Annotated in this window: 13 protein-coding genes and 1 tRNA gene; 8 read left to right on the forward strand and 6 right to left on the reverse strand. The window is 43.2% G+C overall.

Annotation, left to right across the window (positions count from 1 at the left end; all coding sequences use genetic code 11):
* Positions 1-7: 7 nt before the first annotated feature.
* Both ACFGVR_RS19270 and ACFGVR_RS19275 read right to left on the reverse strand, forming a co-directional pair.
* Complete coding sequence (locus ACFGVR_RS19270) at positions 8-823, reverse strand: hypothetical protein (RefSeq protein ID WP_448699083.1); 816 nt, start codon at positions 821-823, stop codon at positions 8-10.
* Positions 820-1,662, reverse strand: a complete 843-nt coding sequence (locus ACFGVR_RS19275) for an ABC transporter ATP-binding protein (RefSeq protein WP_448699084.1) — start codon at positions 1,660-1,662, stop codon at positions 820-822. Before ACFGVR_RS19275 ends, ACFGVR_RS19270 begins: the two co-directional genes overlap by 4 nt.
* A gap of 174 nt (positions 1,663-1,836) precedes the next feature.
* Here ACFGVR_RS19275 and hemF point away from each other — a divergent pair, with 174 nt between their 5' ends.
* The 5 genes from hemF (at position 1,837) to ACFGVR_RS19300 (ending at position 8,198) form a co-directional block, all read left to right on the forward strand.
* Complete coding sequence (gene hemF, locus ACFGVR_RS19280) at positions 1,837-2,745, forward strand: oxygen-dependent coproporphyrinogen oxidase (protein ID WP_448699085.1); 909 nt, start codon at positions 1,837-1,839, stop codon at positions 2,743-2,745.
* A 4-nt stretch (positions 2,746-2,749) separates the two neighbouring features.
* Entirely contained in the window at positions 2,750-3,151 is a 402-nt protein-coding gene (locus tag ACFGVR_RS19285; protein ID WP_448699086.1) for a hypothetical protein, read from the forward strand.
* 144 nt (positions 3,152-3,295) lie between these two features.
* Entirely contained in the window at positions 3,296-5,869 is a 2,574-nt protein-coding gene (gyrA, locus tag ACFGVR_RS19290; RefSeq protein WP_448699087.1) for a DNA gyrase subunit A, read from the forward strand.
* A 90-nt stretch (positions 5,870-5,959) separates the two neighbouring features.
* A complete protein-coding gene (locus ACFGVR_RS19295; protein ID WP_448699089.1) occupies positions 5,960-7,003 on the forward strand; it encodes a tetratricopeptide repeat protein in 1,044 nt (347 codons plus the stop codon).
* Between the two features lie 4 nt (positions 7,004-7,007).
* Positions 7,008-8,198, forward strand: a complete 1,191-nt coding sequence (locus ACFGVR_RS19300) for a tetratricopeptide repeat protein (protein ID WP_448699091.1) — start codon at positions 7,008-7,010, stop codon at positions 8,196-8,198.
* 95 nt (positions 8,199-8,293) lie between these two features.
* Here ACFGVR_RS19300 and ACFGVR_RS19305 read toward each other — a convergent pair whose 3' ends face one another.
* Positions 8,294-9,550, reverse strand: a complete 1,257-nt coding sequence (locus ACFGVR_RS19305) for a hypothetical protein (RefSeq protein ID WP_448699092.1) — start codon at positions 9,548-9,550, stop codon at positions 8,294-8,296.
* A 238-nt stretch (positions 9,551-9,788) separates the two neighbouring features.
* Between ACFGVR_RS19305 and ACFGVR_RS19310 the strand changes: the two genes are divergently transcribed.
* On the forward strand, positions 9,789-10,991 hold the full coding sequence (locus ACFGVR_RS19310) for a DUF763 domain-containing protein (RefSeq protein WP_448699093.1): 1,203 nt from the start codon (positions 9,789-9,791) through the stop codon (positions 10,989-10,991).
* Between the two features lie 128 nt (positions 10,992-11,119).
* On the opposite strand, the gene ACFGVR_RS19315 is transcribed toward ACFGVR_RS19310, so the two are convergent.
* The 3 genes from ACFGVR_RS19315 to ACFGVR_RS19325 all read right to left on the reverse strand — a co-directional run bounded on the left by ACFGVR_RS19315 (position 11,120) and on the right by ACFGVR_RS19325 (position 15,476).
* A tRNA-Thr gene (locus tag ACFGVR_RS19315) sits at positions 11,120-11,192 on the reverse strand.
* Positions 11,193-11,215: 23 nt separating this feature from the next.
* Positions 11,216-13,165 (reverse strand): glycoside hydrolase family 127 protein, encoded by a 1,950-nt coding sequence (locus tag ACFGVR_RS19320; protein WP_448699094.1) that lies wholly within the window; start codon positions 13,163-13,165, stop codon positions 11,216-11,218.
* A gap of 97 nt (positions 13,166-13,262) precedes the next feature.
* Entirely contained in the window at positions 13,263-15,476 is a 2,214-nt protein-coding gene (locus tag ACFGVR_RS19325; protein ID WP_448699095.1) for a glycoside hydrolase family 3 C-terminal domain-containing protein, read from the reverse strand.
* A gap of 165 nt (positions 15,477-15,641) precedes the next feature.
* Between ACFGVR_RS19325 and ACFGVR_RS19330 the strand changes: the two genes are divergently transcribed.
* Positions 15,642-18,185, forward strand: coding sequence for a T9SS type B sorting domain-containing protein (locus ACFGVR_RS19330; protein ID WP_448699096.1), 2,544 nt, complete (start codon positions 15,642-15,644; stop codon positions 18,183-18,185).
* Entirely contained in the window at positions 18,182-19,156 is a 975-nt protein-coding gene (locus tag ACFGVR_RS19335) for a PorP/SprF family type IX secretion system membrane protein (protein ID WP_448699097.1), read from the forward strand. Before ACFGVR_RS19330 ends, ACFGVR_RS19335 begins: the two co-directional genes overlap by 4 nt.
* Position 19,157 lies beyond the last annotated feature (1 nt).

Consider the following 19,157-nt stretch of genomic DNA (forward strand, 5'->3'; position numbering starts at 1 on the left):
CCCGCAATTAAACTTTCTTTTCCTTAAGCCTGTAATAGGCGGCACACCAAAGCGTCACGCTCAGCAATGTAAACATTGCCAGTATCCAGTTCATGGCGCCGTTGCCGGGCAGGTCAACATTGGCATATGATGTTGCCGCATTTGTGCCCGGGTTAGTCTTTGGCATAATTTCATACTCAAAATTTAAACCGGTAAACGGCGGGTTACCATTAATGCGGTGATGGATCATCAGTTGCAAAACCTGGTCGTTTAAGAGCCATATCACCATCAGCACCACAAAAAATGAAAATGCCGTTTTAATAAAGTGCAGCTTGTTAAAATAGATGGCGCCGTATATTACTATGCTATGTAAAAATGCAAAGGCTATAAATATGATATAAAACTTATCCTTAATCGAAAATATGTCAATAATCTGGGCTGTACCTGGCGGCCAGTTACCTAACCGGATCACGGTCACGATAATGGCATAATAAACAGCCGTAAATACTACCTGGAATATCAGGTACGAGTACAGCCAGCCAACAAAAAACTTTTCGAACGAAGAAGCCGGCAGCATGATAGCCGCTATGGCTTTCCGTTTTTCGCCCAGGTTATTAAAAATAGTGCTGGTAAAAATAGTACCACTAAAAATAAAAAAGCCAATAAAAAAAGCGATCTGCTGCTTCATCGACATCGGCTGAATGGCTCTGTAATTGGTAATACCTATCACGATCACCAAAATCCCCACCAGTACAAAAAGCGACATCAGGTAACTCTTGTAATTTTCTACAGTATGCTTTTTAAACAGCATACCAAAACGCTTAAAACTAAATATCTGGTTCATTTTGCTGACGAATTTAAAAGGTTGATCAATGGTTGCGTATCGCTGACAATGGCATTGAACAATAGCTCCATATCAACTTTACTGTATAAGTTATCAGTATTGTTCATTATCACATTCTTACCGCGAATGTTCTCTTCCTGGTACAAAACAGGTTGTTTATCATCACTGTCAAGCGTGGTAAAGTATACCCTTTCGGAGATGGTATCCAGTGTCTCGTTCACCACGATCTCCCGGTTGTTTAGCACCACCAGGGTATCTATCAAACTGTCCAGATCGCGCACCTGGTGGGTGGAGATAATAACACACCGGTCTTCGGTTAAAACCGACGCGATAATTTTACGAAACTGCACCTTCGACGGGATATCCAAACCATTGGTCGGTTCGTCCATTACCAGCAAACTGGTGTTGGTGGCCAGGCCGAAAGCGATCATCATCTTTTTTTGCTGCCCGAAAGACATTTTATCTAAAACCGACTCGCGGGGCACTTCAAACTCTTCGATGTAGCTATAGAAGTGCTCTTCGTTAAAGTGCGGATAAAACGACGCCGTATTTTTAACAAACTGTGCCGCCGTAACAGATGGTACGTAGATTTCTTCGGGGATAAAGTACATATCTGCTAAAAAATCTACCGACCGGTCGGCGCTGTTCCATCCATTGATAAAGCAATACCCGTTTTGAGGGTGGGTGAGGCCAGTTATGTTGTGTAACAGTGTTGATTTACCTGCGCCGTTTTTACCTAATAAGCCATAAATATGACCTTTGGACAGGTTTAGATTCAAATTTTTAAACAACATGGCCTTTTTGGAATAGCCAAAGTTCAGGTCTTTTATCTCAATCATGTTGATTTGTTTTAGTGTATTAGTTAAATAGTACACTACAAATGTAGATAAAGAAATTTCAATTCAAAATATTTTGTTAAAAATATTTTAGGGAGGAGGGCACTACGTGATTGTATCAATTCATACAAGCCTTCTTAATTAGTGAAATTCGTGCAATTCAATTAAGTTTGCAGGATGATAACCAAGGAAGAAATTGCGGCCCAGTATCAGCAAATACAGGATGAGATATGCGCTGGTTTGCAGCAGGTTGATGGCAAAGCAAAGTTTGAAGAGGAATTATGGCAACGTGATGGCGGGGGCGGGGGGCGTACCCGCGTAATTCAAAACGGCAATATTTTTGAAAAAGGCGGTGTTAACTTTTCGGCTGTTTATGGCCAGTTGCCCGATGTAATGAAAAATGCGCTCAAAGTTGAGCAACGCGATTTTTTTGCTACCGGTATATCTATCGTTATCCACCCAAACCATCCCTTGGTACCCATCATCCACATGAATATCCGTTACTTCGAGATGGAAGCCGAACCAGGCCATGATCCTGTGCGTTGGTTTGGCGGGGGTATCGACCTCACACCGCATTATGTTTTTGATGAGGATGCCCGCTTCTTTCATAGTCAATTAAAAGCTGTCTGCGATCAATTTGGCGATGAGTTTTACCAACGGTTTAAAAAATGGGCCGATGATTACTTTTTTATCAAGCACCGTAACGAAACCCGTGGCATAGGCGGTATATTTTACGATCGTTTAGCCGCAACGGATCAACATAGCTGGGATGATATCTTTGAATTTTCAAAGGCTGTTGGCCGTTCGTTTTTGCCAACCTATACCGAACTGGTAAACCGTAATCGCGATAAGCAATATACAGAAGCACAGCAGGAATGGCAATACCAGCGCCGCAGCCGCTACGCCGAGTTTAACCTGGTTTATGATGCCGGTACCAAATTCGGACTCGAAACCAATGGCCGTATCGAATCGATCCTAATGAGTTTACCGCCACAGGCACGCTGGCTATACAATTACCAGGCGCAACCCGAATCGGAAGAAGAACGTACCTTAGGTTTATTAAAAAAGGGCATTAACTGGGCGTAATATTATGAAAAGAATAACTTTAGCATTGGCAATCGGTGCGTGTATTTCATTGATTTCATTTACGGATATTACCACCCTAAAAGGCACCTGGCAATACAACGGCGGCATATCAAACGGCAAGGCCGAAGCAGCGCCTACACAATATACCCTACAGCGTAAGTATACCGATAAGGATTTTACTGCCTACGTGTTGGAAAAAGGCACCAAACCCGAAAAATACGAGGCCGGAACCTACACCTTAAAAGCCGATACCTGTTTTGAAACCTGCACATTTAATAACCAAACGCCGCAAGCTGTGGGCAAAACAGTGGCCTATATTTTTTCGATAAAAAATGGCATCATCCATCTCAAAACCACCTTGCCCGGTGGCACTGTTGTTGATGATCAATGGAAAAAGGTTAGGTAAGGAAATAATCAGTGTAATCGTTTATAACCGCAAAACTTATCAACAGCGTACCCCTATACCACATTATTTCTTATCTTCGCACGTCGCTTTAAAATACACCTAAATTTAAATAGATATTAAGCGGCTTTCCATAATATATAACAGATGGCTGAAGATACAGAGAACGATCAAACGAACAATTTCGACCGAATTATCCCGATTAATATTGATGAAGAGATGCGTGCCGCGTACATTGATTATTCAATGTCGGTTATCGTATCCAGAGCACTTCCAGACGTTCGCGACGGCTTAAAACCGGTTCACCGCCGTGTTTTATTCGGCATGCTCGATCTGGGCTTAAACGCAAATAAACCCTATAAAAAATCTGCACGTATAGTGGGTGAGGTGCTCGGTAAGTACCACCCGCACGGCGACTCTTCTGTTTACGGCACAATGGTGCGTATGGCACAGGATTGGAGCTTACGCTACCCGTTGGTTGATGGCCAGGGTAACTACGGCTCAATTGATGGTGATAACCCTGCGGCAATGCGTTATACAGAGGCAAGGCTGCAAAAAATTGCCGAAGAGATGCTGGCCGATATCAACAAAGATACCATTGATTTCCAGTTAAACTTTGACGACTCGCTCGAAGAACCAACCGTATTACCGGCAAAGTTCCCTAACCTGTTGGTTAACGGAGCATCGGGTATCGCGGTAGGTATGGCTACCAACATGGCGCCGCACAACTTAACCGAAGTTGTAAATGCGACCATGGCTTATATTGATAACCGTGAGATCGAGATCTCGGAGCTGATGAAATATGTGAAAGGCCCCGATTTTCCAACCGGCGGTATCATTTACGGATACGAAGGCGCCCGCGAAGCTTCTGAAACCGGTCGGGGTCGGATAGTTTTACGTTCGCGTGCCGAAATTGAAGTTTACAACGGCGACCGTGAGCGCATCATCGTAACCGAAATACCTTACCAGGTTACCAAGTCGGACATGATCGAACGTACGGCCGAGCTGGTTAACGATAAAAAACTGGAAGGTATCTCAGCCATCCGCGATGAATCTAATCGCGAAGGCATCCGCATCATTTACGAAATAAAACGCGATGCCAACGCGTCTATTGTACTGAATAACTTATTCAAATACACCTCATTACAAACTTCATTTAGTGTAAATAACATCGCGCTGGTACATGGCCGCCCAATGTTATTGAACCTCAAGGATCTGATCCATCACTTTGTTGAGCACCGCCACGAGGTAATTGTACGCCGTACCAAATTTGAATTAGCCGAAGCCGAAAAACGCGCGCACATTTTAGAAGGTTTATTAATTGCCTTAGACCATCTGGACGAGGTAATTAAACTGATCCGCGAATCAAATACGCCTGATGAGGCCCGTGATGGTTTAATGACCACATTTAATCTGAGCGATATCCAGGCACGTGCTATTTTAGATATGACCCTGCGCCGTTTAACCGGACTGGAGCGCGACAAGATCAAAGCCGAGTACGCAGAGTTAATGAAACTGATCGACTATTTGAAAACCATTTTAGCCGACGAAGGGCTGCGTATGCAGATCATTAAAGACGAATTGATCGAAATTCGCGATAAATACGGTGACGAGCGTAAAACCGAGATCGTACACTCATCTGCAGAAATGCAAACCGAAGACTTTATTGAAGATGAGAACGTAGTAATTACCATATCGCACGAGGGTTACATCAAACGTACATCCTTAACCGAATATCGTACCCAGGCACGTGGTGGTAAAGGCGCTATCGGCAGCAACAGTCGCGATGCCGACTTTATCGAGCACCTGCTTATCGCATCAAACCACAACTACATGTTGTTCTTTACCGAAGCCGGTCGTTGCTTCTGGCTGCGCGTATTTGAAATTCCGGAAGGCGCACGTACCTCTAAGGGCCGTGCTATCCAGAACATCATCAACATCCCGAAAGAAGAAAATATTAAGGCATACATTAAACTGACTACCTTAAAAGATCAGGAATACCTTAAAAACAACTTCATTATCATGTGTACCAAAAAAGGTACCATTAAAAAAACATCGCTCGAGGCGTACTCTCGTCCGCGTGCAAACGGTATCAACGCCATTAACATTAACGAGGGCGATACCTTGCTGGCAGCTAACTTAACCACCGGCAGCAGCGAAATAGTAATGGCATTGCGTTCGGGTCGTGCTATCCGTTTCAACGAATCAACTGTTCGTCCGATGGGCCGTACCGCAACCGGTGTTCGTGGCATAACTCTTGCGCATGATGAGGATGAAGTTGTAGGCATGATCAGTATTGACGATGCCGAAACGACAGTTTTGGTAGTATCCGAAAATGGTTACGGCAAGCGTACCGATATTGATGATTACCGCGTTACCAACAGGGGTGGTAAGGGTGTTAAAACTATCAATGTTACCGATAAAACCGGTCCGTTGGTAGCTATAAAAGGTGTTACCGATAAGGATGACCTGATGATCATCAATCGCTCGGGTATCATTATTCGTATTGCTTTAGATACTTTAAGAGTGATGGGCCGTGCAACGCAAGGAGTGAGGCTGATCAACCTGAAAGAGGGTGATAGCATTGCATCGGTAGCACAGGTTGAGCGCGACGAAGAGGAAGAAACAGCAGGAGAGGGCGCTGAAGGTGAAAATCCGGAAAACGGCGGAGATGTTGGTTCAACCGACGCTGAAAGTACTGATACTGAAGAAAAAGAATAATAAGCTTAACTGATGCATATCCGTAAATTTTTTTTACTGATAATCTGTATAGGTTTTACATCCTCCGTTGCCTTTTGTCAAACAGAGGCAATGAAGGATGTAATTAATAACATTGCATTTTATTATAAAAAAAACGATCTTAAATATCTCGCGGATGCCAAAAAATCGGTCGATGCATCATTTAAAACCCGTGCTGACTCGCTTGATCTGGGCAAAAACGTTTATAAGGCGGTAGTATACTCCAGTATAGTTTATATCGATTCGCTCAATAAACTCAAACAGCCCGACACCCTTTTTTTACAGACAACCAAACTGGTAAACCGCATACTGCATAATCGCAAAATATACAAGTACGAGGTTGAAGTAAACTACATAAAAGGCTGTATAGCAAATGTTTATTTGCGAAAAGCTTTCGATAGTTATACACATAATAATTATCATTCGGCTATAGCCGATTTTAAAACCGCGAAAAGTTATGTTCCGGCAGATAAAGAGTTAAATGGCTATCTTGGCAACATTTATTATAAGTTGGGTAGTTATACAACCGCTGTTACTTATTACGATACCCTATTACAGGCAAAAAAACCACGGATAGAGTATATACAGTCGGCAGCAAATATTTACAAAATATTAGGCGATACCTCACGTGCCTTACAGATCATCCAGGACGGTATTGCCGATTACCCGCACGACAGGTATTTGCAACTGGAAGAAGCCAACATCTACAACAACCGGAAAGATTATGCCAAATTACGCCCATTGGTTGATGCCTTGCTAACCGATGCACCAAACGACGCCGACCTGATATTTCTGGCTGCAAATTGTTATGACCATCTAAACGACTTTAAAAAAGCCGAATCGCTTTATCAAACTGCTATAGAACTTAACAGTACAGATTATACGCCGATATTTAATTTAGGATTGTTATATCTGCGCAAAGCAGCAACCGAAAAAAAGCACGAAAATTACCTGGCAAGCATTAACCAGTCCAGAAGCTGGCTCGAAAAAGCTTCAGAAATTTCTCCGAACAACCAAATGTGTTTAAAAGCGTTACAAATGTTATATTTGCAAACAGGCAATGATAGCCAATTAAACAAAGTAAACAGTAAATTAAAACAGCTAACAAATTATTAACCCCATGAGATTAAAATTTCTGATAACAGGTATGGTTTGCCTTGTTTCGGCAACTACATTATTTGCCCAAAAAGGCGAATTAAATACCGCGACTGAAGAGTACGGAAGCTTTTCTACTTTAAGAGGCCAAAAAGCCGGCCCTTTAGCAGAAAAGGCCAAAACAAGTCTTAATAATGCAAAAGCATCTATAGACAAGGCATCAACCAATGCAAAAACCAATACTCTTCCGGCTACGTTCGCCGTTAAGGCGCAGATATATGCTTCATTAGCGTTACGCGAACAAGAGCCTGCTGCAGCAACACCATATTTTGCAACAGCAGAAGAGGCATTAGCAAAAGCTAAAGAATTAGATACCAAAGGCGAAAATAAAAAAGCGATAGATGAAGCGTCTGATCTGCTTGGCCAATTCAAATATTATGACGGGGTAAAGCAATATCAGGCTGCTAAATATGAAGCTGCTTATAACGATTTTGATTATTTCCGCACAACCCGCCCGGATGATACTACAGCTTTGTATTTAACCGGCTTATCTGCAGCTGCGGCACAAAAATATGATATGTCTATTAAATACTATAGCCAACTGATCAAGACCAAGTATTCCAAAAATCCAGATGTATATGCCGACTTGTCATTAATATATTTGCAGAAAAAAGATACAGCATCAGCAATTAAAGTGGTAGCCGAAGGCGCCGAAAAATTCCCTAATGATAATAAACTTTCAAAAAGGGAAATAGAGCTAAACCTGCAGGCAGGTAACCAGGCCAAAGTGCTCGAAAAAATAGAAAAAGCAATTGCCGGGGATCCAAAAAACAAAACACTTTACTACTATGCCGGCTTAACTTACACCCAGACAAAGGATTTTACCAAAGCCGAAGCGATGTACCGCAAAGCATTAGAGATCGATCCTAATTACTACGAGGCCAGTTTAAACCTGGGTTATATTTTATTAAACCCCGGAATTACTGAATTTAATGCAGCTCAAAAATTACCACCAAGCAAACAAAAAGAATATGATGCAGCAATGGCCAGAGCTACAGCATCTTTTAACGCTGCAAAACCGGTTATTTTAAGAACCACCGAGATCAATCCAAAATCAATTGATGCTTTAACAAACTTAAAGCAGTGTTATTTAGGTTTGAAAGATATGGCTAACGCCACAGCTACTCAAAAAAAGATAGACGCTTTAAAACAATAAAAGGAGAGCCCGGAAGAAGCATCCGGGCTCTTTATCGATTTCTTTACTTAACATAATATTAATTATAGGAATATATTAAAATGGTGTGTAAAGTGTCACTTTATATCATCAAGCACATTTTGTTTTGCATTTGCTGATATGATGTATCTGTCTTCGAAAGTTTTATATTGCTGCGAGGTTATGCCGCTTTGTATTAGCGAAGACTTGAAGAAAGCATAATTGGTATTAACATCTTTGCTATTTAAAACAATATTCAGCCATTTCCACATGTTTATTTCGCCAATCTGTTTCTCAAGTGCTGTTAACAATAACGGAATATAATTGTATCTGTACACGTCACTAATATCATTTTCATTTTTTATAGATGAGATTGGTGTAGCTTCAAAATTTTTCAATTTTTTAACATAGTTGGCTAAACTGTTCGAATAGAATTTGTCACCTAAAATCTGCTGACGTGCTTTTAAGGAAATATATTCTGTAAAACCTTCCAAAAACATCCACCTTAATTCAGCATTCGGTACCAGGTATGTACCAAAGTAATAATGTCCAAGCTCGTGCGAAAAGAACGCAACTAATGAACTATCTTTTAGTTGTTGTTTATCGTTAAAATAACTCTTTATGCTATAGCCATCATGATTGGCAATAAAGGCAACAGTTGGGTAAGTCACAAAAAGCCATGCGTTTTTTCGGGAAACGGCTGTTGCTCCAACATATGTAATAGCGCTGCCGTATGGTATTTTTAACTTCTCCAAATAGAAATTTGTTATTTTATTAGACCATCCGCTTAACACATCTTGTTGTTTTTTATCTAAAAACGTATTTACAAAATAGGTATTCATGTTTTTACTAAAATCAAAATCGCCGGCAAGTAGTAATAAAGGAACCGGCACATCCGATTTAAAATTGGCAGTTGATGCCTGTACAGGCGGCGATCCGTTCAAAAAGATAGCTTTACTATCGGTTATGATCTTTAGGTCATAAGTTACTTTTTGGTACTGTACATCTTTTAGGGTATCATACAATATCGGATACCAGGCTGATTGCTCGGTTAAACGCAGGTATTTATCGTTAATGGCCACGTTTCCCTTCCAATCGCCCCGGTCGTTGTATTTTGATGTATCTGCCTTCACAGGGAACGCGCCAACATATTTGATCCGGAATTTCTTTGGCAGAAAACGTGTTTTATTATCTGACGCCGGCAAAAAATATTGTAAGGTTTCGTAACTTTTCTCACCATTATAATACCGCTCATAGCCATAACCAAATTTATCAGAGCTATCGCGTATAGCATCTATATTAAACCCGCTGTTTAACCATAAGCTGTAACCTTTAATTCTCGGTAAATTGCTCATTTCTAAATCACAAGAAACCGTTCCGTTTTTAACAGACACGGTTACAGTTCCGCTTATGTGTGGTATGGTTGTTTGTTGTGCTGATAATCGGGTAAAAGAAAAAAAACTAAGGATTATTATGCCCAAATGTATAAGTTTTACTTTCATAGGAGGAATTTATGTTTTCAAAAATAAAATTTAATTTCAACTCTCCTCGCCTACCATCCTTCAAAGATTTATTTTACTAACTTTGTTAGCAATGAAACGATCGGGCAATACAGATTTACCGTTACACTATGGCTATGTGCCCATTTGGCTTGCCGAACGCATGGCTAAGCTTGGTTTAGCTATTGTTGAAGCTGTAATTACCGAATACGGCAAAGCTGAGGTACTGCGCCGTTTAAGCGATCCATTCTGGTTTCAAAGCCTGGGAGCGGTTATGGGTATGGACTGGCATTCATCAGGCATTACAACCTCGGTTATGGGTGCTTTAAAGCGATCGATCAATCCACACTCAAAAGAATTAGGTATTTATATTTGTGGCGGTAAGGGTAAATTTAGCCGTCAAACGCCCGCCGAGCTGATGACCGTTGGCGAACGTACCGGCCTTGACGGTAATTACCTCGCACGTTGCAGTAAACTAAGCGCCAAGGTTGATAATACTGCTATTCAGGATGGTTTTCAGTTGTATTTACATAGTTTTATAGTGAGCAACGAAGGTCAATGGGCAGTTGTGCAGCAAGGTATGAGCGACCATAGTTCAACAGCACGAAGGTATCACTGGCATTCGCCCGATCTGACATCATTTGTAGAAGAACCTCATACGTCTATTTATGGTAAAAATACCGGCCTGATTTTAAATATGGTTGATAAGCATGCAGCACCAACAAGGTCATCTGTAATGGAGATCAGTCGCGAAGAACCGGAAAGAATGCTTGCCGAAATTAAAAAACTGGTGATGCCGGCGCATCATGATGTACGTGCCAAAGATGTTGATCTGAAACGGCTTGGATCGGTATTATGGTTGGCGCATGAAAAGAAGCCATCTGATTTTGCCGAGTTATTATTGCTTGAAGGGTTGGGACCACGTACATTACAGTCACTGGCGTTGGTTAGCGAAGTAATTTACGGTACGCCATCGCGCTTTACCGATCCGGCCAGGTTTTCGTTTGCGCACGGTGGTAAGGATGGGCATCCGTTCCCGGTACCTATCAAAACTTATGATGAAACCATCGCGACCCTACAAACTGCGGTACATAAGGCAAAGCTTGGCCAGTCTGACAAACAGGACGCCATCAAAAAGCTTTCGCAGATAGCGCAAAGAGCAGAAAACAATTTTACGCCGAATGCCGATTTTGATAAGGTGATCGAAAAAGAACGGAATGAATCGTGGAGATATGGCGGCCGTACAGTATTTGGCAAAGCAAAACCGCCTGTTGAAGCCCAATTGAAACTATTTTAATAAAAAAGGCCCCGGAAACTGATCACCCGGAACCTTTTTTGATTCTAACCTCACTTAGTCACCCTGCTACAACATCATTTACGTAACTGATCAGGTGTTGGATTTTTAATAATTTATTTAATCCGGTAAGCCGACGACGGGAATCGAACCTGCGGCCTACGCATTACGAATGCGTTGCTCTACCAGCTGAGCTACGTCGGCTAATTAAAAAGAACGTTGCTAAATTACATACTGGCTTGTGGAAACCAAACCTGCATCTCCCCTTTTCCCCGGTTTGCCCAGTCGCAATAAGGTATCAGAGTTAATTTTTCATGAGCAACTTCACTTTTCAGCACCGTAACGCCGTTAAACAGGCTTTGATCAAATTCGGGTTTAAAAACAGCATTTTGTGGTAACGCTACATTACTGATCTTTGCCGCGTTGTCTTTCCATTCGGCGCAGTATACGATCGGACCGCGTTGTACGGCCACTTTACCGATATCATCCTTTACCAGTTGATTAGCAATAACTTTTTTAACCTCCATTGGCAGGTTAACTTCTACCCTATCGTTTTTATTCCACACCTTACTGATCACCGCGTAACCATTTTGCATGGTGTATTTTACCGGCTTGCCATTAAGTTTTACAACTACATTTTGCGCTTTGCCATTTTCAAAACTATACAGATCAGATGGTATGGCCTGGTTTTGTACCCATCCCGGTATGCGTATTTTTAGGGTAAACTGCTCTGCTTTCGCAGGATCGATAACAAAAGCTAATGCGCCGCTCCAGGGATAACTGTTTTGCTGAGTTATTTTTACCGGCTGGTTTTTGACTGAAAGCTGCGCAACGCCTTTTATAAACAGGTTTACAAATACATCGTCGTCTTTTTGTGCATACATATAACCCGAAAGCGATGGCAGGAAACGCGCTAAATTAGTTGGGCAGCATGAACATTCAAACCAGCCCGATCGCTCAGCTTCAACACCCTTACCCGAAGCGCCGTTAACCTGCATGGCGTTGGTATAAAAAAAGGAGTTACCGTTCAATCCAACGCCCGATATCAGGCCATTATATAAAACCTTTTCCATTACGTCTATATATTTGGCATCGCCGTGCAATAAAAACATCCGCTGGTTCCAGTAAACATCGCCTACAGCGGCGCAGGTTTCGTTATAAGCGGTTGCATTAGGCAACTCATAATCCGCACCAAAGCGCTCGCCGCTGGGCACCGCACCAATACCGCCCTGCACATAGATCTTTTTCCCCACCATATTGTTCCATATCTTATCAATGGCGGCTATATATTCTTTATCGCCGGTTAAAGCAGCCACATCAGCCATACCCGAATACAGATACATTGCTCTCACAGCATGGCCTTCGGCCACGTCCTGGTTTATTACAGGTACATCATCCTGCCAGTACATCCCGTTTTTCCATTCATCTTTGCTGTTTTTATCGTAAACACGTTTACCACGCTCATCTATAAAAAATTTAGCCAGGTCCAGGTAATCTTTTTTGCCGGTAATGCGGTAAAGTTTAACTAATCCCATTTCAACAATTTCGTGGCCCGGCTCCATGTGCATTTTATTGGGGCCGAAGGTTTGTACCAGCAAATCGGCATTTTTTAAGGCGATATTCAGAAAGTTACGTTTCCCTGTTGCCTGGTAATGTGCGCTTGCAGCCTCAAACAGGTGTCCCGAATTATACAATTCGTGGCTCAGTTCATGTTCTTTAACCCAGCGCTCCAAACCCGACCATGCATGCGGGTGCTGCGGATCGATAGTACGTGCAGTATACAGGTAACCGTCCGGTTCCTGCGCCTTACCCACTATCGCTATCAGCGAATCAACGTAATGATCAAGCTTAGGATCCGGATGTACAGCCATCGAAAATGAAGCGCCCTCAATTGTCTTGTAAATATCCGTATCATCAAAAGGGAATTTTGTACAAAACTTGCCGCTCTTTTGTGCCGCCATCTCAAAGTTCTTTACCCGGCCGGTGCTTTCGCAACGGGCAAATGATGCCGGTATGGTAACCGTACGATTAGTTTCTATCCGCGGCGACCAAAAATTATCATCCAGCTTTACTTTGGTGAATGATACCGGTTTAATGGTATAGTCTTTATTTTGAGCAAAAGTCATCTGCACACAGCCGGTGCAAATAAGCAACATAACAGTTCTTAATTTGTACATTTTGGTTTTGAATGGTTTTATTGGTTGTAACAAATCTATCAATAATTGTCATATCGACAAATAAAATCAAAACTTACTTAAAACCATATTACCCCCCTTATATAACTGATGCTATTTTCGATACGGTCTTCTTTACGGCTTCGGTTTGTGCATCCGGCTGGCTACCGCCAACACTGATCTTAACTTTTCCTGTTGGGATACTGGCATGGCCCTTTCCATCAATTAACCACAGATCCTGGGCAGATAATTCAAACTTAACAACCTTACTCTCACCTGCTTTCAAAAATATCCGGTCGAAACCTTTCAGTGCTCTTATCGGCGCTTTAACTTTTGCATTAATATGCGACAGGTAAAGCTCAGCAACTTCCTCACCATCGCGTTTACCGGTATTGGTTACCTTAACGCTTACAACAGTGTTTTTTGTTTTGCTAATGGTGGCTGGCATAATAAGGTTATCATATTTAAAAGTACTATAGCTTAAACCGAAACCAAAACCGTACAAAGGCGTACCCTTAAAATAACGATAGGTGCGGTTAGTCATTGAGTAATCATCAAACTTGGGCAGATCGTTATCACTTTTATAAAAGGTAACCGGTAAGCGCCCGGCAGGGTTATAATCACCGAATAAAACATCGGCTATAGCCGTACCCGCCGATTGCCCGCCATACCAGGCGTTAACAATAGCCGGCAGGTTTTCGGCTTCCCAGGGCGTGGCAATGGCGCTGCCGGTCATCATCACAAAAACAACCGGTTTACCTGTGCCTTTTAATGCTTTCAGCAAATCGGTTTGGGCTTGCGGCAGCAAAATAGTGGTGCGGTCGCCGCCGCTAAAGCCGGCTTTGCTCACCTTCATCTCTTCCCCTTCTAATTGTGGTGCTATACCACCTACAAAAATGATCGCATCGGCATCCTTAACCCGGTTAGCTACGGCATCAAAATCGGGTTTTGCATCCGGCGAGCCTACAAAATCCGTCCCCTGCTCGTAAACCACCGCGGTATTTGCGCCCAATTTGGCTTTGATCCCCGCAAGGGCAGTTACCAGTTGTGAGGGTGTGCCATTGTAATTACCTAATACGCTTTTTGCGTTATCAGCATTCGGACCGATAACAGCTATTTTTTTCAAAGATTTGCTTAAGGGCAAGGTGTTGTTTTCATTCTTTAATAACACAATGGATTGGTGCGCCATTTTCAGCGCTTGCGCCTGGTGAGCAGGGCTCTCTAATACTGATGTATTGATCTGGGCATACTTAACCATTTCAGCCGGATCAAACATTCCCAAACGGAAACGAATCGTAAACAATCTTCTTAGCGATATATCCAACTGACTTTCAGGTAATTTACCATCCTTAACTGCAGCGATCAGGGTTTTGTAGGTACGGTTACCACACTCTACATCCGTGCCGTGCAAAACAGCATCGGCTGCAGCGGCTTCTGCGTCGGGCGATGTTTTATGCCGCTCCCAAAAATCGTCTATCGCACCGCAATCAGAAGTTACATAACCGGTAAAATGCCAGTCGTTACGCAATATACTGGTCATCAACAGATCATTACCGCAGCACGGCTGCCCTTGAAACGCATTATACGCGCACATTACACCGGCAACTTTGGCATTAACCACTAAGTTTTTAAAAGCCGGTAAATACGTATCCCACAAATCGTAATCGCTTACCTCTACATTAAAAACGTGCCGTGATGGTTCGGGGCCGCTATGGATAGCATAATGCTTGGCGCAGGCAGCGGCTTTTAAATATTTAGGGTCTGTTCCCTGCAAACCTGTTACAAAGGCTTTGCCCATAGCTCCTGTTAAATAAGGATCTTCGCCGTAGGTTTCCTGCCCTCTGCCCCATCGTGGATCTCTAAAAATATTGATATTGGGTGTCCAGTAAGTTAATCCCAGGTAAATACCATGCTTACCATCTTTAAGGCTTTCATTATTAATGGCCCGGCCTTCTTCGGCCGTATAATCCGCCATGGTATGCAGCGAGTTTTTATCAAAGGTTGCTGCCATACCAATGGCCTGCGGGTAAACCGTAACCTTAAACGGTGTGCGTGCCACGCCGTGCAGGCATTCGTTCCACCAGTTATAAGCCGGGATGCCGAGGCGCTCAATAGCCGGAGCAGCATTGAGCATCTGCCCCACTTTTTCTTCAAGCGTCAGGCGCGATACCAGGTCGTTTACACGGGTATCAACCGGTAGCTCCGGGTTTTGAAAGTTATAAGCATAATGCTTTTTAGGAACCAGTGATAAAAAAGGTATCACCAAAGAAGCGGCAAGTGCGAACGCAATAGTTCTGTAAAAATTTGTTTTCATTGTGGGTATAATTGGATAGTTGAAGGTAAGGAAAAAAATTAATTATGCAACCGATTGTAATTTAAGTTTTTTATGTCTAATTATACCAAAAACGCTATTTACCAGTTAAGCAGGTATTATTACAGTTTTTATTTATCTTCAAATTTTAATTGTAACTATTTCCGCATGTCGAAACTGTTACCCATCCTAAATATAATTAACAGTATATCAGTTTATTGCAGGCGCAAATTAAACCGAACCGCTTTTTCAGGATGGTGCCTGACAGGTGTTTTATTTCTTTTTTTTGCCAATAACATCCCTGCTTTTGCCGAAGGCAGTAAAGAATTAATCGCAAACGGCGGCAACAGGGCTTATTTATATTCAAGTAATATCGCGACCCCGTCATTCCCCTTTCCTACCGTCGGTACAACAAAAGTTTACGTTAAAGTTGGCGAAACGATCAATGTAGGTTCAAGTGCACAGGGTATGGGCGCGGGCACTATCAATTTACGGGCACCCGATGGCTCAACTTATACAAGTGGTAACTCCACAACAGTTGGTTTAATAACCAACCTTGCACAGGAGCTGGCAGGGCCGCAGCCCAATGCAGGCGGTTATACACCCTTTACCAAAACTGTTTTAGCAGGCCAGGCCGGTGTTTGGGAAATAGATTTTGTGGCTCCTAATAATGGTGCTAATTCGGGTGCCAGTCCTGCTGTACTGCCGGCGCTGGCAAACTGGACACAGCCGTTTGCCGAATATATTGCAGCTTTTGATATTTCTGTTCGCGACGCATCAAACACTTCTTTTTTAACCGGCCGGGTGTATACCAACATCTTTTCGGGTTTATTAGGTGCCTATGATATCGGTTTTAATGCCATTGTGCAGATACTCACAAAAGACGGATATCAATACACCCTCAATAATAATGGCCAGGCAGGCGATGGATTTGCATTTTTTGTAAACAATAAAGGTTTTCGCAATGCCTCAGGAGCGGCATCCTACCAAAGTGTCGACAATGTAACCAGCCCTAATGTGCAGGACCCCCGAGTTGCTGATACACAAACCGATATTACCCACAAAATATTTTTCAACGCGCCTGCTGCCGACTTACCCACAACCGCCAATACCCCCGGTGGAGGTACAACCTGGTTGCTAAACCCGCCATTTGTGCCAACCATCAGCAATGTTGGTTTTACCGGTATTGAAGGCACCGCCAGCTTTGCCGGAACAAGCCCTATGGGTGGAAGCATCGGTTTTACCGCCGGTGCAAACGGCACTTATATCATTACCATTGATGTGAATAAAAACGGTGTGTTTACCGACGCCATCGACCGTAAGATAACAGGCATTGTGAATACAGGTACAAACAGTATTTATTGGGATGGCCTTGACGGTTTAGGCAACAAAGTACCGGCAAGCACCGGCAAATATACTGCCGCCATCCGTTTGTCGCTGTATGGCGCCGAAGTTCATTTTCCGTTTTTTGATGTTGAACGAAATATCAATGGCATTTTACTCACCCGCACCAACGGCAATCTTTCGCCCGATTATACGGTTTACTGGGACGATAGCCCAATAACAGTTACCGGCGGCACGCCATCAAATCCTTTAGTAAACACCACCGGTATCAGCAGCCTGATTAACGGCCACAAATGGGGCACGCCCGGAGCCGGGCCTACCGAGTTTGGCAACGAGAAAAGTTTAGATACCTGGGCCTATGCCGTCGGAACCCCCATTGTGGCTACGGTTGATTTTACCATCCGCGAAACAGACCTCGAAACGGTTAGCATTACCTCCAATACGGGCTGCGTTGGCCAGAATGTTATTTATACCGTTGTTGTGCGCAATAACGGCCCAAGCGATGCTGTGGGCACCAAATTTCATTTTGCCTACCCAACCGAAATTACCGGCTTATCTGCTACAAGCGCAGCAACAACAGGCACGTCAGCTTTGATATCGGGTACTGTAAGCGCTGGCGCATACGATGCTGTTTTAGATATGAGCAATGGTGCCGTGCGCACCTTTACTATTACCGGGAAAGTTAGTGCGGTACCATCCGGCGGAAGCCTGAATGTAACCGCAAGCATGCTCAGGGCGGCCGACTATACCGACCCTGATGCCACAAACCCCGATACAGCTCCCCCAACCGACCCAGCTGCCGAATGTAATGCTGCACCATCGGGCGCGGGCTGTAACAATATTAAAACCAATAGTACGGTATTTGCAGCCTTGCCAAATGCCGGTGCCGATCAAACCGTGATCCAGAACACAACGGTTACCTTAACGGCAAACACTACCGGTACATGGTCGCAATTGGGCATTACCCCAACAGTTGCTCACATTACTACCCCCGCCAGCGCAACCACTACGGTTACCGGCCTTACCGATATTGGTAACTACAGCTTTATATTTACAAGCAGTAGTGGCTGCCCGGATACGGTGGTTATCCATGTGGTTACATCGGCTATAAGCATACCCAATATTTTTACGCCTAATGGCGATGGCAAGAATGATCAGTTGGTTATCGGCGGACTGCAATTTTATCCCGGCAGCCAATTGCTGATATTTAACCGCTGGGGCAACGAGGTTTATAGCAGCGATAATTACCCCAATAACTGGGACGGCAGCGGTTTAACCGAAGGGACCTATTACTATGTATTAAATCGTAAAGAGCCTACAACGGGTACAATAACCACATTTAAAGGCTGGATCTATTTAAAAAGATGAAGATTAACAGGTACATATTACTGACGTTTTTAGCTTTTGGCTTTGCCAGGAGCTATGCGCAGCAAACTGTACAGTTTAGTCAGTATATTTTTAACGGATTGGCTGTTAACCCGGCCTACGCGGGTTATAAAGAAGATTGGACCTTAAGTTTAAGCAGCCGTTTGCAGTGGACAGGTATTGAAGGTGCACCAAAAACCAGCACAGTATCTGCCGACGGATTAACAAGGAACAGTAACATCGGGTTAGGCTTCATCGCCACATCTGATCTTTTGGGCCCGCAAAACACTTCATCACTTTACGCCAATTATGCTTACAGGCTGCGCTTAGATGAAAATGATACCAAACGCATAAGCTTTGGCATTGCTGCCGGATTGGTACAATACAGCCTTGACGGTTCAAAATTTACCGCTACCGATATTGGTGACGGTAATGTGCCATCGGGCAGTGAAAGTAAGTTAACTCCCGATTTTAGATTAGGTATCTATTATTATACACCCGACTATTATGTTGGCGCATCGGTACTTAATGTTTTATCGGGCACTACCAGTTTTACTGATAATCCGGCAGTGATTAGGGAAACCCGGCATGTTTACTTAACAGCCGGTGCATTGCTGCCTTTAACAGATAATCTCGATCTTAAACCATCAGTAATGTTTAAAGAGGACTTTAAAAGCCCTACCAATCTCGATCTTAACGCGTTTATATTACTGAATAAGATCATCTGGTTGGGTGCTTCGTACCGCACCGGGGTTACGATCTGGAATAAAAGCAACCTGCAAAACGGCCTTGATAAAAGCGATGCCATCGCCGCCATATTCGAACTTAAGGTAAATGATGTTTTCCGGTTTGGTTATTCATACGATTTTACTACCAGCCAGCTTGCAGGCTACCAAAGCGGCACGCACGAAATTTCGGTTAGCATAACCTTTAAGAGCAAAAAGCCGAGAATATTAAGTCCACGCTATTTTTAAG

This window comes from Mucilaginibacter aureus (genome assembly GCF_053514885.1).

What these genes read in the sequence shown, in the direction of transcription:
- ACFGVR_RS19270 (WP_448699083.1), bottom strand. Translation starts at nt 823, where the DNA reads ATGAACCAGATATTTAGTTTTAAGCGTTTTGGTATGCTGTTTAAAAAG.
- ACFGVR_RS19275 (WP_448699084.1), bottom strand. Translation starts at nt 1,662, where the DNA reads ATGATTGAGATAAAAGACCTGAACTTTGGCTATTCCAAAAAGGCCATG.
- hemF (WP_448699085.1), top strand. Translation starts at nt 1,837, where the DNA reads ATGATAACCAAGGAAGAAATTGCGGCCCAGTATCAGCAAATACAGGAT.
- ACFGVR_RS19285 (WP_448699086.1), top strand. Translation starts at nt 2,750, where the DNA reads ATGAAAAGAATAACTTTAGCATTGGCAATCGGTGCGTGTATTTCATTG.
- gyrA (WP_448699087.1), top strand. Translation starts at nt 3,296, where the DNA reads ATGGCTGAAGATACAGAGAACGATCAAACGAACAATTTCGACCGAATT.
- ACFGVR_RS19295 (WP_448699089.1), top strand. Translation starts at nt 5,960, where the DNA reads ATGAAGGATGTAATTAATAACATTGCATTTTATTATAAAAAAAACGAT.
- ACFGVR_RS19300 (WP_448699091.1), top strand. Translation starts at nt 7,008, where the DNA reads ATGAGATTAAAATTTCTGATAACAGGTATGGTTTGCCTTGTTTCGGCA.
- ACFGVR_RS19305 (WP_448699092.1), bottom strand. Translation starts at nt 9,550, where the DNA reads ATGAGCAATTTACCGAGAATTAAAGGTTACAGCTTATGGTTAAACAGC.
- ACFGVR_RS19310 (WP_448699093.1), top strand. Translation starts at nt 9,789, where the DNA reads ATGAAACGATCGGGCAATACAGATTTACCGTTACACTATGGCTATGTG.
- ACFGVR_RS19320 (WP_448699094.1), bottom strand. Translation starts at nt 13,165, where the DNA reads ATGTACAAATTAAGAACTGTTATGTTGCTTATTTGCACCGGCTGTGTG.
- ACFGVR_RS19325 (WP_448699095.1), bottom strand. Translation starts at nt 15,476, where the DNA reads ATGAAAACAAATTTTTACAGAACTATTGCGTTCGCACTTGCCGCTTCT.
- ACFGVR_RS19330 (WP_448699096.1), top strand. Translation starts at nt 15,642, where the DNA reads ATGTCGAAACTGTTACCCATCCTAAATATAATTAACAGTATATCAGTT.
- ACFGVR_RS19335 (WP_448699097.1), top strand. Translation starts at nt 18,182, where the DNA reads ATGAAGATTAACAGGTACATATTACTGACGTTTTTAGCTTTTGGCTTT.